The following is a 14,745-nucleotide window of genomic DNA, read 5'->3' on the forward strand; positions in this document are numbered from 1 at the left end:
CCACCCTACAACCGATCGGGCGGATGGCGCGAGCGTCACCCGCCCGTGTTCTTAAAGCACCTTACTCAAAAACTCTTTGGTACGCGGGTTGGTCGGCGCGCTGAACAGCTGCGACGGCGGCCCCTGCTCCTGGATCACGCCCTGGTCGATAAACACCACGCGGTCCGCCACTTCCCGGGCGAAGCCCATTTCGTGGGTCACGATCACCATCGTCATGCCCTCCAGCGCCAGCTGTTTCATCACCGCCAGCACTTCCCCCACCAGCTCCGGGTCGAGCGCCGAGGTTGGCTCATCGAATAAGATGATCGAGGGTTCCATTGCCAGCGCGCGGGCAATCGCCACGCGCTGCTGCTGGCCGCCGGACAGGCTCGAAGGCCAGGCGTCGATTTTGTCTATCAGCCCCACCTTTTGCAGCAGTTTTTCCGCGCGCGAGACGGCATCTGCCCTCGACAGCCCTTTAAGGGACATCGGTGCCATAATCAGGTTCTCCAGCACCGTCATGTGCGGGAACAGGTTAAAGCGCTGGAAGACCATACCGATAGTTTCGCGCAGCGTATTGAGGTTGGTTTTTGGGTCGTGGACCGCAAAACCGTTCACCATAACTTCGCCGCCGTCCGGCTTTTCCAGCGCGTTCAGGCAGCGCAGGAAGGTACTTTTACCGGAGCCGGACGGGCCGATGACGCAGACCACTTCCTGCGGCGCTATATCGCAGGAGATGCCGCGCAGCACGTGGGTTTTGCCAAATTGTTTCTGCAGGTCGTTAACGTGAATCACTTTTGCCAAACCTCTTTTCCATGTGTTGCACCATCAGCGACAGAATAAACGTCAGCACCCAGTAGACCAGCGAGATGGTCAGGTACGGCTCCCAGTAGGTCGCATAGGCGCCGGAAACGGTACGCGCGGCGTAGGCCAGGTCGGCCAGGCCGATTGCCGAAGCCAGCGAGGAGTCTTTGACAATGGCAATGGCATTGTTGCCCAGCGGCGGCAGGATGCGGCGGAACGCCTGCGGCAGGATCACCTTGCGCATTGTTTTGCCCCAGCCCATGCCCAGCGCGCGGGAGGCTTCCATCTGGCCCTTATCGATAGACTGGATGCCAGCACGGAAGATCTCAGAAACATAAGCCCCGGCGTTCAGGGTTATCGCCACCACGCACGACAGGAACGCGCCGTATTCAGAGCGCAGCTCGCGGGCGAAATCGACGGACATCAGGCCGCTGGTGACCAGCATGCCGTCGCGCGGGTTGATGAACAGCGGCACCAGCGCAAAGTGAACCACCATGATCTGCACAAACAGCGGCGTACCGCGGAAGGCGCTGACGTAAACGCGCACCGGCCACTGCACCGCATAGCGCAGCACGTGTTTCCACGGGCCGTCTTCGGCGTGCGCCATTCGGCCCAGGCCGAGCAATAGCCCCCAGGTGGTGCCTAAAATTACGCAGATGATGGTGCATTTGATGGTCATGATCGCGCCCTGCATAAATAGCGGCGCGTATTCTGAGATTATCTCCCAGCGAAATCCGGTCATACCTGTCCTTGTTGGGGCCGAAACGGCCCCGAGTCATGCAAATTTATTCAGCGGGGAGGGTTGGAACGTTGCTGTCAAACCACGTGGTGTAGATCTTCGCATAGGTGCCGTCAGCGACGATTTTCTTCAGCCCTGCGTTGATTTTTTCGCGCAGCTCGGCGTTATCCTTCGCCACGGCGATACCGAAATACTGGCGCTCAAATTTGGTGTCCGAAACGGTTTTCAGCTGCTTTTCCGGGTGGGATTTGATGTAGTACTTGATCACGCCCACGTCGCCCACGGCGGCGTCGATACCGTCTTCCGCCAGTTCCTGCAGCATCAGCGGCGTGTTATCAAAACGCTTGATGTCGGTGCTGTTTTTGCCCAGCGTATCGGAAACCACAATGTCGCCCGCGCTGGAGTTCACCACGCCTACTTTCTTACCTTTCAGCGAGTTAACCGAATCTACTTTCGAATCTGTTGGCACCACGATGGACTGTTCAGCGGGGAAATAAGGCGCAGAGAAATCGACCATGGCCTTACGCTTGTCGGTGATGGTGATGCCGGAAATGATGATGTCGCGGTCGCCGGAGTTCAGGGTGGCGAAGATACCTTCCCACGGGGTGTTAACCAGCTTGATATCAAACCCTTCGGCTTTGGCGATGGCCTTGATGATGTCGATGTCGAAGCCTTCCAGCTGCTTCTGGCTGTTTTCAAATTCAAACGGGCGGTAGGTGCCGCCGGAGCCGACAACGTAGGTCTGCTGGGCCGCGTATGCGCCGGTGGCGAGGGTGGCAACCATGCACCCGGCGAGAAGAACTGATTTTGCTAACATCCTGATCATGTGGCGCTCCGATATATTATGTATTTATGCAGTTTATTTGCATAAAACTACATAATTTGACGGAGCGCGGCAACCTAAAGTTAGCGAAACGACTCAGTTAGTGCACTGAGGCCTGAGGATCGCGTCCAGCAGCGGCTGCATTTCAGGGCGCCAGGCCCCCTCTTCGCCATCATAAAATTTGCCGTCGCCGTTTACCGCAAACGGCAGGTGGGCCTTTTGCAGCTCGCAGGCGGTAAAGGTGGCGAAGGCAATTTGCTGCTTTGTAGGGCCGCTTTTGACCACTTCACCCACCGACCACGCGCCAACCCAGCTGCTGTGCCCGGTTTTTTGCTGCCAGTGAAGCACATTATTAATTCGCGTGCGGATCGCCGCTTTCTCAGCAGGCGTGCCCGTCGTCCAGCCGCGCTTCCCCTTCACCGCCACCGGCCCGTACGGGAAAAGGTGCCAGTTGGCCATCACGGGAGCCGTCGCGGAGTCCGGCCATTTCAGGCTGTCGGGCTGGGTATAGGCCTGAGGGGAGATCAGCACCATGCGCTGCGGGCTGATTTTGTGAATCGCTTTGCCGGCCTTTTCATACAGCGCGTTGAGCTGGGCGTGGCTTAGCTTATCCGACGGTTCGTAAAGGATATCGAAGCCGAGCTGCGGGAAGCGCTGGGCAAAGTAGCGGGCCGTCGTCGTCCACCAAGCCACAACCTGCGCGTCGCTTTCGCTGCCAGCCTGATAGCTGACGATCGGCACAACGTTGTACTTCTGGCAGGCCTCAACGATTTTTTGCAGATGCACCAGCCGCTGGTGCATGGCTTCCCCCGTCACGCGGATGCGCACGTGTCCGAAGCCGCGCTGCTGATAATCCCTCACCGCCAGCGGATCGAATTCGCGAATGCCGCGCTCGGTGCGCGCCCAGTCGACAATTATTCCCGTCCCCAGCTGGCTGGCGTAGGTTTGCGGTGCGGGCGCGGGCGGCGTGGTGGCCATCGCGCTGGCGCTCAGGGACAGCAGAGCAGCAATCAGAATCGGCTTGTGCATGGCCTGTAACTTTATGATGAGAGGGGAAAACCTAATATTTAGCACGCTTTACCCAAAGGGGGGAGCGCGGAGTGAAATAAAACGTAGCCGGTGAGAATGAAAAAACGGTGCCCGCCGGGGCACCGTTACAGAGGATTTACTTCAGCTCGGGCCAGTATTCCCGGTTTGCCTCTACCAAATCATCCAATATCGCTTTCGCGACGGACGCGCTCGGCACGGTTTTCGACAGCGTTATCGCCTGCCACAGCTTCTGATACGAACGATGCTCCCAGGCATCCACCACCAGTTTTTCTACCGCCACCTGCTGGCTCATCAGGCCTTTCTGGAACTGCGGAATATTGCCGACCACCAGCGGTTCCGGCCCGTTTTTGCCGACCAGGCATGGGATCTCGACCATCGCTTCCGGATCGAAGTTATTGATGGCCCCGTTGTTCGGCACAATCAGCAGCATGCGCTCCTGGGTGTTAAACGCGATGGCGGTGGCCAGGTCGACGATGTACGACGCGTGCTCGTCAATTTCCAGCTCGCCCGCGGAGGATTTCCCGGCCTGGATAATGGCGTTGCAGGAGCCGAAGACGTTTTTCTCACGGTGATCCATAACCTCGTTGGCGCGGGTGCGTTCGGGGTTGGAATGCTGCACCACGTAGTCCGGGAACAGATAGTATTTCAGGTAGGTGTTCGGGAACGTATCAGGATCAAGCGCCCACACGTCTTTCGCTTTCGCAAAGGTGTCGTTCCAGCTCGCTTCCGTGCCGTGCTCGTCAGATGGCGGAACATAACCAAATTTCGCCACGTGTTCGCGGATTTTTGGCATAAGATCGTTGCCCTGTAAATCCTCAATCGACGTCCACCAGCCGAAGTGGTTAAGGCCGTAGTAGCGCACGCGCATCTCTTTGCGGTCTTTCAGGCCGACAATCTGCGCCATGCGGCTTTCGATGCCGATAGGCATATCGCAGATGTTGAGGATTTTCGCCTGCGGACGCAGGCGGCGGGTCGCCTCCGCCACGATAGCCGCCGGGTTGGAGTAGTTGAGCATCCAGGCGTTCGGCGAATATTTTTCCATGTAGTCGACGATTTCCAGCACGCCGCCGATGGAGCGCATGCCGTAGGCGATCCCGCCCGGCCCGCAGGTTTCCTGGCCTACAACGCCGTGGCGCAGCGGGATTTTTTCATCTTTTTCACGCATCGGGTATTTGCCCACGCGGATATGCGCCATCACGAAATCTACGTCGGTAAACGCCGCCTTCGGGTCCGTGGTGTAGCTGAATTCAATGTCCGGCGCCTGCTCCCTGAGAATGACTTTGCACGCTTCGGCGATGGTCTCCTGACGCGAACCGTCGTTGTCATAGAACTTCAGGGCGCGCAGCGGGAAGCGGTCCTGGTTTGCCAGCAACATCAGTACGATACCCGGGGTAAAGGTGCTGCCGCCGCCTGCTACAACTACAGAGAATTTTTTCATGATACTGCCTCCGTCATGGATTTAAGTTCGGTCGAAGATGTGTCTTTCATCAGGCTTTCAATCTGGTCGCGGACCTGCGGGACGTTCAGCCCGACGATGACCTGAATACCGTTGCCGCGCCGCACCACGCCGTGGGCGCCCAGCGCTTTGAAAATGTCGTCGCCGTGGGTCAGCGCCATGTCCGCAAGGGTGATGCGCAGGCGGGTCGCGCAGTTGTTCACGCTAAGGATGTTGCCGGTGCCGCCGAGCGCTTCAAGGAAGCCTGCGGCCTGGCCCTGGCTGGTTTCTTTGCTGGCCGCGGCGGTGGTCAGCCCGCGTGAGGCCCTGTAGTCCGCCTTGCTGTAGAGCTTGATTTCACTCTCTTCACGGCCCGGCGTTTTCAGGTTGAAGCGCAGGATCAGCGTGCGGAATACCGCGAAGTAGATGCCGGTGAAGATGACGCCGATGCCAATCTGCGTGAACATCATCGACGCGTGGTTGTGGAACATGGGGATCCAGTTTTGCGGCAGGAACTGGTCGAGCAGGCCGCCGCCCATGTTGCCCACCACGCCGCACATGTACATCACCGTGGCCATGGTCGCGGCAAGGAAAGCGTGTACCGCAAAGAGCACGGGGGAGATGAACAGGAAGGTAAACTCGAGCGGCTCGGTGATCCCCACCAGCATCGCCGTGAGCGTTGCCGGGATCAGCAGCCCGGCCACTTTGACGCGGTTTTCCGGCGCGGCTGTAGCATAGAGCGCAAGTGCAATGCCAAGGCAGCCGAAGACTTTTGAGTTGCCGTGCAGGGCAAAGCCGCCTTCCGGGAACAGGGTTTTCAGCGGCAGCGTGCTCTGGCTGAACTCCTGCAAATGCTGCGCCCAGTAAACCTGAATGCCGCCTTCCACGACCGCCGGGCCGAAGATAAACGGACCGTAGATGAAGTGGTGCAGGCCGGTCGGGATCAGGATGCGTTCGAGGAAGGTATAAATCCACACGCCGAGCGCCCCGGCACCGCGCAGAAACTCCTGGAGCGATTCAATGCCCATCTGCACTTTTGGCCAGCCGAACAGCGTAAGCCAGGCGCAGGGGATCATCGCGAAGAAGGCGACAATCACCACGAACGAGCTGCCCTGGAAGATGCCGAGGAACACCGGCAGCGGCTTGTCGAAGTAGCGGTTATGAATGGCGGTGACGAAGCCGGATATCACAATCGCGCCGATGATGCTGGTATCGAGCGTTTTGATACCGGCAATCATGGCCAGCCCCGTACCGGCTCCCGGCTCGACGCTGAAATCAACGCCGAAGTAGCTGCCCCAGGTCATCCCCATCGCGTTGATGAAGTAGTTCCAGGTCATAAAGCTCACCAGCACGGCAAGGCAGGCGCGGCCCTGGGCCTGCTTCGCCAGGCCAATCGGTAAGCCAACGGCAAAAATCAGCGGCATGTTGCGGAACACCGTCCAGCCGCCTTCTTCAATGATGTGGACGATTTGGGCAAAGAGATTATCAGGGGCGGTAAGCGCTTCGCCGACGAACATCGGGTTGCGCAGCATAATGGCGATGCCTACCACAATCCCGGCGAACGGAAACAGCAGTACCGGGGTAAACATTGCGCCACCAAAACGTTGTATTTGACTGAGCATTTTTAAATCCTCACGTAACAACCTGTAGGGTATGTGACCTTATTTTTTTAACGCTGGTCTGAGACTGAGAGTAGGGAGGCGAAGCGGACATATCTTTGCCCGCTGCGCCGATTCGTGATCGCATTCATGGTTTTTGTTTGGCCTAAGTTGTCTACTTTTTGAGGTAAACGTAGACACGGTGATTTCCCGACGGGCATTCAGTCGATGAATCAGATTTAAATACAATATTTATCAATTGATTAACTTATGAACCACGGGTTCATTAAGCGCAGCGGGAAACCGCTAAGAGGTCTGGCAGTGATCTACAAATCCATAGCCGACAGGCTGCGCATCCGGCTCAATTCTGCCGATTACAACATCGGTAGCCCGCTGCCTGCTGAAGTCCGCCTGGCGGAAGAGTTTGGCGTCTCACGCATGACGATCCGCAAAGCGGTGGATTTACTGGTGGGCTGGGGGCTGGTGCAGCGCCGCCACGGCAGTGGCACGTTTGTGGCGAAGAAAGACGTGCATCATGAAACCACCAACCTGACCGGATTTATCGAGGTGATGCGCAACCAGGGAAAAGAGGTTGTCAGCGAGGTGCTGGAATTCAATATCATGCCCGCACCGCCCGCCATCGCCAGCCAGCTGCGCATTAAAATTGATGAACGGATCTACTACTCGCGCCGGGTGCGCTCGGTGGACGGCAAGCCGCTGATGGTGGAGGACAGCTATATGCCGGTGAAGCTGTTTCGCAATCTTTCGGTGGCGCATCTGGAAGGGTCAAAGTTCAGCTACATCGAAGATGAGTGCCATATCGTGGTCTGCGGCAACTACGAAAGCCTGACGCCCGTGCTGGCGGACAGAAAAATGGCGAAGCTGATGAACATTGCCGAGCTGACGCCCATCCTGCGTATAACCTCCCTTTCCTACAGCGACAGCGGCGATTTTGTGAATTATTCGGTGATGTTCAGAAACGCCAGCGAATACCAGGTGGATTACCATTTACGGCGGGAGCATGTGAAGATGTAGCGGCTACAACGAATCATTCATCCGTTAATGTGATCCCTAAGCGCCGGGCCATTGTCTTTATTTCATGACAGATTTCAGCGCTGGCAAAAAGCCCGGCCGTTGCCGTTAGCACGCTGAGATCCTTTGTTGTTATCCGACTACCAAACAAGATGTATGCGTCGCTGTCATCATGCTGGCGGGATTTCCAGACGTAACCATCAACGTCTTTATTCTGATCGTACATCGCTTTGGCCCACTGCCGGGTCTGCGCATAAATAAGCCTGTCGCCAAGAATAAACGTTTCTTTGCTCAGGCCCATTCGGTAAAGGTCTGCCGTTTTTAACGTGACCAGCGTTAATTCCCGCTCTGTTTTCAGCCGTGTCAGACCCCATTCGCGCCAGGGCGTAATGTTTAAAAATCCGCGGCGTTCATGCTGCGCCATGGGCCAGCCTCCTGACCTCATATTCTGCAGCCTGAATGACGTTAGCCGGATGTGTCAGCAACATAGTCTGCGGCGCGCTTCCTGCCAGCAGGGCATTAGGCGTTGCAAACCATTCTGCCAGCCCCCAGGGTGTCTTATGGCTGGCAAAAATATCCAGAATGACTTTCATCACGCGCAGTGGCCGGTAGCTTTCATCGAATCCGTAGCGAGGGTAGACGTGCCCCGTACCGCGCTTGATGACCGAGAAAATTTTCCCGGCTGACTTCCACTTTGTTGGCTGCGCAGAGACATTTTTTGCCGAATATCCCCCCAGCGTCGCTATCTGCGCTGACGTTAACCACCCCTCATCCGTTAGCTTATCCCTTGCGTCAGCACGCGCTTCTTCATCAACGAGGTATGCCTCAACGTTGTTTGTTTTGGCAAAGCTGCCCGGGCGGGTTACCTCATAATGGGCAACGGGTTCCTCGCATCCCTGTGCCTGAGGCAGTTGAGTGTCGTTCTGGAAATAGGCTTCACGGTAGAGTTTTAAAAAGGCTTCAAAACCGTCTTCCGATGCGATTGAATTCTGCTGCTTTTTTAGCTCTTCTGTGGCCTGAAGCAAATTCAGCAGCTGTGTGTGGAAGTCTTCCAGATCGGTAGCTGCACCCCGCATTTCAAGCTGCATAGTGATGCCTTTCTCTTTCCTGCGTGGGCTTCCGGCCACGCCTTTTTCCAGCGTGAGTTTTACGCTTTCGCCGTCAAAGAAATGGCTATCTTTAACTTTTTCTATTCTACCGGTATGTTTATCCATGCTGGCTCCACACTAACCAATATAACTAAAATAACTCCATTAACCTTATAGCATGGTGTACAAATATTATCCAGCGTCAACTGGTGACTCACATCCAGAAAATCACCGCCAGCAGCTGGGGCGTGATGATGCGCAGGAACATCACCAGCGGGTAGACGGTAGCGTAGGAGAGGGCCGCAGCGCCGCTTGTAGCGTGCAGGCCGTTGGCGAAGGCCAGCGCCGGGGGATCGGTCATGGAGCCCGCCAGCATGCCGCACAGCGTCAGGTAGTTCATCTTCGCCAACAGGCGCGCCAGCAGCCCGGTGGTGATAAGCGGAATCGCGGTGATCAGGATGCCGTAGCCAATCCAGCTCACGCCGTCGCCCTGCACCAGGGTATCGATAAAATCGCCGCCGGACTTCAGGCCGACGACCGCCAGGAACAGCACGATGCCCAGCTCGCGCAGCGCGAGGTTGGCGCTCGGCGGCATAAACCAGTACAGCTTGCCGATGCTGCCGATGCGCCCGAGGATAATTGCCATTATCAGCGGGCCGCCTGCCAGACCCAGCCGCAGCGCCACCGGAAAGCCCGGCACATACAGCGGAATCGACCCGAGCAGCACCCCAAGCCCAATGCCGATGAACACCGGCAGCATCTGCACCTGCTGAAGCTTCTGCTGGGCGTTGCCCACTTCATTGGCCACGGCCTCGATGGAGCCGGGACGGCCCACCAGATTGAGGATGTCACCAAACTGCAGGCTGGCGTTGCTGCTGGCAACCAGCTCGACGCCCGCACGGTTAAGGCGTGAGATCGCCACGTCATACTTTTGCTTAAAGTGCAGGTCGCGAATTTTTTTGCCCAGCACCTTCTCGTTGGTCACCACTACCCGCTCAACGCGCAGGTCCGTGCCGCGCGTGGAAAGTGAGGTATCAACCTCCTGCCCGATGACCAGCAGCGCCTTGTGCAGGTCTTTCTCCGCGCCGACCAGGTGGAGTAAATCTCCGGCCTCAATCACCGTGCCGGGGGACGGCACCATCAGCAGCTCGCCGCGCTTCAGGCGCGAGCAAATTATTTCGTCGCTGTTCAGAATGGGCACGTCCTGAATCGGCAGGCCGTTGAGGTTCGGGTTGGCAACGCAGATGTTCATGGTGTGCAGCTGGCTGTGGCTGTGCCCGTTGCTGGCGTCAAACTGCTGCGCTTCACGGTCGACGTTAACGCGAAACGCCAGGCGAATGAGCCACATGCTGAGCAATATCCCGCAGATACCAAACGGATAGGCCATCGCGTAGCTCATCCCCATCTGGTCAACGAGGGTCGCAGGCGTGCCGAGATCGGTGAGAATTTGCTGTCCGGCCCCCAGCGCCGGAGTGTTGGTGACCGCGCCGGAGAATATTCCCAGCACCACGGGCAACGGCACGTCAAAGAGCTTGTAGATAAGCGCCGTTACCAGCGCGCCGATAACAACAATGAGGATCGCAAAGAGGTTTAACCGCAGGCCGGAGACGCGAAGAGAGGAGAAAAACCCCGGCCCGACCTGAATGCCGATGGTGTAAACAAAGAGGATGAGGCCGAACTCCTGGATGAAGTGCAGCATGTCGCCGTTGAGGTTAATCCCCGCCTGATTCACGAAGTGGCCGACGATGATGCCGCCGAACAGCACGCCCCCGATGCCAAACCCGACGTCGCGAATTTTGATGCCGCCAATCCACAGGCCAACGACGGCAACCAGCGCCAGCATGCTGACGGTTAACGCTATTCCACTCATCTACGGCTCCTTGCGAATAACATTACTGTTCACAAGGATTCTCGCAGAGCGGCTGCCGCCTTAATGGGGCGTGGAGCACAAAAGGCTCCAAATTTTAAGGATTTGGCTCCGCCAGGTTAAAGCGGTTACGGCCCTGCTCTTTAGAAAGATAGAGCGCTTTATCGGCGCGGTTCAGCAGGCTTTCTACCGACTCGTTTTTCTCCCACTGGGCGATGCCCTGGCTTATGGTGACGTGGTCGGCAATATCCGAAGCCGCGTGGGGAATAGCCAGCCGGTTGATTTCATTCTGGATGCGGGCGGCAACATCCTGCGCCACGGCGAGGCTGACGTCCGACAGCACCACCACAAACTCCTCGCCGCCGTAGCGAGCCACCAGGTCCCCGCTGGCGTTGCGCACCGCCCGGGTCAGCGCCGTGGCAACGTTAATCAGGCACTCATCGCCGACCAGGTGCCCGTAGTGGTCGTTATATTTCTTAAAGTAATCAACGTCGATCAGGATAACCGTCGGCGGCGTGTTCGCCAGCGGCGCAAGGGCGATAAGCTTGTTGATGCGCTCATCAAACTGGCGGCGGTTAGGGATATGCGTCAGCGAGTCGCTGTGGGCGATTTCATCCAGCGCGGCGGCATAGGTCTGATTGGTGTACTCCTGGCGGATCGCCTGAATAAACCAGTGCTTGAGCATGCGGCGGCCCGTTTCTACCAGGAAGAGGGTCATCAGCACGCCCATCAGGATCAGCATCTGGAAAGGCTCAAAGAAGAGGTTTTTTACAACCAGCGGCAGCAGGGTGAGCGGAATGACAAAGCTGTAAAGGCACAGCGTAGAGACATACAGGCCCGCCAGAGAAGAGAAAGTCAGCATTAAGAACAGCGACATGCCGAAGAGTATCTGCCCGTTTCCTTCAATCATCGTCAGCATCAGTGCCCAGTAGCAGCCAAGCAGGAAAAAGCCGACCGCAAGGACCTTGATGTGCAGCGTCGCGAGTATTCGATGCGGCCAGTCGAAACGGGAGACGAGCGCACAGACCACTAAAAAAGCGAGGAAGAAGCCAACGGTGTAGTCGATGCTGGTATTGAACAGATTTGTCGGGGTTTCAAAATGCTCAAGCTTAAGCATCTGCCGCTGGGCAAGAATAAAGACCGAACAGCTGACGCCAACAAGCCAAAGCCAGCGGATTGAGGAGCTGAGGGCGCGGCGGGTAGAGTCAGAGAGAAGCTGTTTGTATTCGGCGGTTTCTTTGAACCAGACGCTGGCGAGATTAAGCACATAGTCATCAATAACGGTCGTTAAAAAGCTTCGCAATTTCCCGAAATACATATATTTCAACCCACCCGTCTGTTTTCTCAACCGCGCAACAAAATGTGTACGTATGTGCAAATATAATGCATCACGGGGGGTGAACAAAAGGACAGGTCGAAAATGAAACGGGGCCGAAGCCCCGTTTGTGATTTATTTTTAACTGTTCAGCGCCGGACGCTCGCTGATGGCGATGCGCTGCGGAGCGATTTCTGCCGGGATTTCCCGCACTAAATCAATGTGCAGCAGCCCGTTCGTGAAGGTCGCGCCGGAAACCTTCATGTGTTCAGCAAGCGTAAAGCTCAGGCTGAACGGCTGCATCACTAACCCCTGATGCAGCCACGTCGGCTCTTTTTCGGCCTTTTCTGGCTCGCCCTTCACGGTTAGGCGGGTGCCTTCCAGCTCAATATTTAAATCTTCCTGGCGGAAGCCTGCCAGCGCAAGGGTAATGCGGTAATGGTTATCGTCGCCTTTTTCGATGTTGTAAGGCGGGAACCCCTGGGTTTCCGGTGAGGTTTGCAGGGCGTTGGCCATTTTGTCAAAGCCGATCCATTGACGCAGCAGTGGGGATAAATCGTAGTTACGCATAAGTTTTCTCCTTCTGAGAAGCGAGTGAGTACCTGGCAATATGCGAATTGCCATTAGCTCCCTGACGGCGAGCCGGGTTTAGCGGGCCGCGAAGCGACCCGGCAGAATTAATTGATTTCGATGCGGCGAGGCTTCATTGATTCCGGGATCACGCGCTCGAGATCGATATACAGCAGGCCATTCACGAGATTTGCACCGCGAATGTGGATATTTTCCGCCAGCTGGAATTTACGCTCGAAGTTGCGCTCGGCGATGCCCTGGTACAGATAGGTGCGCTCCGGCTGCGCGTCGGCATGGGCCCCCTTCACCACCAGTAGATTATCCTGGGCGGTGATCTCCAGTTCGCTTTCGGCAAAACCAGCGACGGCAATGGCGATGCGGTAGTTGTTTTCGTCTACCAGCTCAACGTTATACGGAGGGTAGCCGCCGTTGCTTTGGCTCTGGTTGTTTTCCAGCAGGTTGAACAGGCGGTCGAAACCAATGGCGGAACGGTACAGCGGGGACAGGTCGAAATTACGCATAGTTAAAAGCTCCTGAAATCAGCGAGGTTCAATAGTTGCCTTCCGTCATGGACAGGCCAGAGGACCAGAGCACCCTTCCGGCGTACTCTCTTACGGCCACATTCTTAAAATGGATCCGTAATCGCGCTTTTCAAGGTGATTAAAGGAAATTTTTTGCGGCTTTGGTGGTCAGTACATAGACTGATTAGAGAAGTAAACCAGAATTATCTGCGACAGCCGCCACAGAGCGGTGATTTTGAGATATTTATTCTCCGCACGAGTGATATAACCGCCGTGTGGCCTGACCAGAACCGGTCGATGAAATGAAATTAATAGTGATGATGAAAAGCTCTCTTGCAAGAACAATAGTAGTCAGCGGTGTGGTTGCGTTGAGCGGCTGCTCGAGCGTCATGACCCACACCGGCGGCCAGGAGGGTTACTATCCCGGTACCAAAGCCAGCTACGAAATGCTGACGGACGATGGTACCAGCTGGGGATACAAGCCTTTCGTGGCGCTGGATATGCCCTTTACCGCCGTGATGGATACCCTGCTGCTGCCGTGGGATATGTTCCGTGACGACAAGTCGGTGAAAGCGAGGGTAGAGGCCAGCGAGCGCAAGAATCTGGCCACCAACTCCGTTATCCCGCCCGCCTAGTCGTTATCGCCCCGTCCCGGTCGTAAATAGCTGGCGATACCCGTCCACGTCCTGCATCCAGGCGATAGATGCCCCATCAGGCGAGAAAACTATCGCATCGGCCGACGGGCATTCGCCGTCCGCAGCCGTAAGCGGCGTGATTTTTCCGCTTTGCGCATCGCAAAGTACAACGCAATTCTCCACCACAAATCCCAGCGCTTTGCCCGAAGGATGCCAGTTAAACGCCGACTGAATATCTGACGCGCCGTGCGTGAGCTGCCGCGGCTCCCCGCCCTGCGGTGAAATCAGCCACATCTGCACCACGCCACCGTCATCCTTCATCAGAAAGGCCAGCTGGCTGCCGTCCGGGCTGCTGCGCACCCAGTGGCGCGGCTGCTGTGCAAGGCCCGGGAAGCGGCGCTGATGGGTAAAGGTCAGGCGGCGCTGCTTAACGCTGGCCGGAGGCGCCGGGAGGGTGGTTTCGGTGCCTTCCAGCGGCTCCGCGCCCGCCTGCCGCCACTCAGCTTCGCTCTCCGGCAAATCAACGATAAACAGCTCCGGCACTTTCTCGCCGTTATCCGCCCGCGTATCGCCGATAAACGCCAGCGCCCAGCGCTGCTGGCTGCCGTCCGCCCTGCGGTAACCCTGCTCTCCTACCCATCCTTCTTCATACGCGCGGTTTATCTCGTCAGTACCCGGACGCGGCGCGGAGGTCGTGCGGCTGACCAGCACGCAATAATGGCTGCCATCGTATTCACGCGGATGCTGCTTAACGGGCGTAACAGGGCCAAACGGCAGCGCCACGCCGACGTTGCGCAGATCTTCAGCCGGATTAAATTCGTGCATCACATGGTCGTTATAGGTGAAGCTCAGGCGAGAGCCGTCGGGACTCCAGACGTGGACGTGGCTGCCGCCGCGCAGCGCGCCCGGCGTGAAAGGTGCGGTGATGTCCATGGCGTCCAGATTGCCCGCACTGCCGCCTTCCACCACCACGCCACGGCGATGATGAAAATCATACTGCCAGCCTGCGTCAGGGTTTTCCGGGCCGTGAATAAAGACGTATCGCTCGGGGAGCTGCGGGTTTACCGTGACCACGCCAACGTGCGCACCGGCAGGAGCCTGGTAAATCACTTCGACTGCGCCAGTTTCTACATTGACGCGCTCCACAGTCTGGCTGGTAAAAGAAGCGCCGGAGGGGCGGACATCAAAGGCCAGCCACAGGCCGTCCGGCGTCCAGACGTTGGTGTTGGTGAGCTGGTGATTGCGCGGAGAGAAGGTGAGTTGTTTAGTCACGATAATACCCTGAAGCG

At 57.1% G+C, this 14,745-nt stretch carries 15 protein-coding genes and 1 other annotated feature; of the genes, 2 read left to right on the top strand and 13 right to left on the bottom strand.

The genetic code is table 11. The features are described 5' to 3' along the window. Positions 1-51: 51 nt before the first annotated feature. The 6 genes from AAE045_RS17805 to AAE045_RS17830 form a co-directional block, all read right to left on the bottom strand. Positions 52-774, bottom strand: coding sequence for an amino acid ABC transporter ATP-binding protein (locus AAE045_RS17805; protein ID WP_202306455.1), 723 nt, complete (start codon positions 772-774; stop codon positions 52-54). Beyond that, positions 761-1,525 carry an amino acid ABC transporter permease gene (locus AAE045_RS17810; protein WP_202306228.1) on the bottom strand — a complete coding sequence of 255 codons (765 nt, stop codon included), beginning with the start codon at positions 1,523-1,525 and terminating at the stop codon, positions 761-763. Before AAE045_RS17810 ends, AAE045_RS17805 begins: the two co-directional genes overlap by 14 nt. 43 nt (positions 1,526-1,568) lie before the next feature. Then, entirely contained in the window at positions 1,569-2,339 is a 771-nt protein-coding gene (locus AAE045_RS17815; RefSeq protein ID WP_202306230.1) for a basic amino acid ABC transporter substrate-binding protein, read from the bottom strand. Positions 2,340-2,441: 102 nt separating this feature from the next. Further along, positions 2,442-3,374 carry a glycoside hydrolase family 5 protein gene (locus AAE045_RS17820; protein WP_455548860.1) on the bottom strand — a complete coding sequence of 311 codons (933 nt, stop codon included), beginning with the start codon at positions 3,372-3,374 and terminating at the stop codon, positions 2,442-2,444. Between the two features lie 136 nt (positions 3,375-3,510). Continuing rightward, a complete protein-coding gene (locus AAE045_RS17825; RefSeq protein WP_455548861.1) occupies positions 3,511-4,833 on the bottom strand; it encodes a 6-phospho-alpha-glucosidase in 1,323 nt (440 codons plus the stop codon). Next, entirely contained in the window at positions 4,830-6,452 is a 1,623-nt protein-coding gene (locus AAE045_RS17830) for an alpha-glucoside-specific PTS transporter subunit IIBC (protein WP_271127469.1), read from the bottom strand. Before AAE045_RS17830 ends, AAE045_RS17825 begins: the two co-directional genes overlap by 4 nt. 297 nt (positions 6,453-6,749) lie before the next feature. Here AAE045_RS17830 and AAE045_RS17835 point away from each other — a divergent pair, with 297 nt between their 5' ends. After that, positions 6,750-7,463 (top strand): GntR family transcriptional regulator, encoded by a 714-nt coding sequence (locus tag AAE045_RS17835; RefSeq protein ID WP_455548862.1) that lies wholly within the window; start codon positions 6,750-6,752, stop codon positions 7,461-7,463. Between the two features lie 13 nt (positions 7,464-7,476). Here AAE045_RS17835 and AAE045_RS17840 read toward each other — a convergent pair whose 3' ends face one another. The 6 genes from AAE045_RS17840 to ibpA form a co-directional block, all read right to left on the bottom strand. Then, a complete protein-coding gene (locus tag AAE045_RS17840) occupies positions 7,477-7,884 on the bottom strand; it encodes an RES domain-containing protein (protein ID WP_455548863.1) in 408 nt (135 codons plus the stop codon). After that, on the bottom strand, positions 7,871-8,674 hold the full coding sequence (locus tag AAE045_RS17845) for a hypothetical protein (RefSeq protein ID WP_455548864.1): 804 nt from the start codon (positions 8,672-8,674) through the stop codon (positions 7,871-7,873). The genes AAE045_RS17840 and AAE045_RS17845 overlap by 14 nt, the downstream gene beginning before the upstream one ends. 88 nt (positions 8,675-8,762) lie before the next feature. Further along, positions 8,763-10,418: a putative transporter gene (locus tag AAE045_RS17850; RefSeq protein WP_455548865.1), complete on the bottom strand. Its 1,656-nt coding sequence runs from the start codon at positions 10,416-10,418 to the stop codon at positions 8,763-8,765. Between the two features lie 94 nt (positions 10,419-10,512). After that, the gene (locus tag AAE045_RS17855; RefSeq protein WP_455548866.1) at positions 10,513-11,733 is read right to left on the bottom strand and encodes a membrane-associated sensor domain-containing protein; all 1,221 of its coding nucleotides are present in this window, start codon (positions 11,731-11,733) and stop codon (positions 10,513-10,515) included. A 138-nt stretch (positions 11,734-11,871) separates the two neighbouring features. Continuing rightward, entirely contained in the window at positions 11,872-12,300 is a 429-nt protein-coding gene (gene ibpB / locus AAE045_RS17860) for a small heat shock chaperone IbpB (RefSeq protein ID WP_455548867.1), read from the bottom strand. 107 nt (positions 12,301-12,407) lie between these two features. Continuing rightward, positions 12,408-12,821: a small heat shock chaperone IbpA gene (ibpA, locus tag AAE045_RS17865; protein WP_271127466.1), complete on the bottom strand. Its 414-nt coding sequence runs from the start codon at positions 12,819-12,821 to the stop codon at positions 12,408-12,410. After that, positions 12,815-12,890, bottom strand: a sequence feature (ROSE (Repression Of Heat Shock gene Expression) occurs in the 5'-region of heat shock genes and acts as an RNA thermometer to modulate expression.). Its footprint overlaps the gene before it by 7 nt. A gap of 248 nt (positions 12,891-13,138) precedes the next feature. Here ibpA and AAE045_RS17870 point away from each other — a divergent pair. Beyond that, entirely contained in the window at positions 13,139-13,456 is a 318-nt protein-coding gene (locus AAE045_RS17870; RefSeq protein ID WP_455548901.1) for a YceK/YidQ family lipoprotein, read from the top strand. Between the two features lie 3 nt (positions 13,457-13,459). Here AAE045_RS17870 and AAE045_RS17875 read toward each other — a convergent pair whose 3' ends face one another. Beyond that, positions 13,460-14,731 carry a DUF3748 domain-containing protein gene (locus AAE045_RS17875; RefSeq protein ID WP_455548902.1) on the bottom strand — a complete coding sequence of 424 codons (1,272 nt, stop codon included), beginning with the start codon at positions 14,729-14,731 and terminating at the stop codon, positions 13,460-13,462. Positions 14,732-14,745 lie beyond the last annotated feature (14 nt).

Source organism: Dryocola clanedunensis (assembly GCF_038405435.1).
GTDB lineage: Bacteria > Pseudomonadota > Gammaproteobacteria > Enterobacterales > Enterobacteriaceae > Dryocola > Dryocola clanedunensis_A.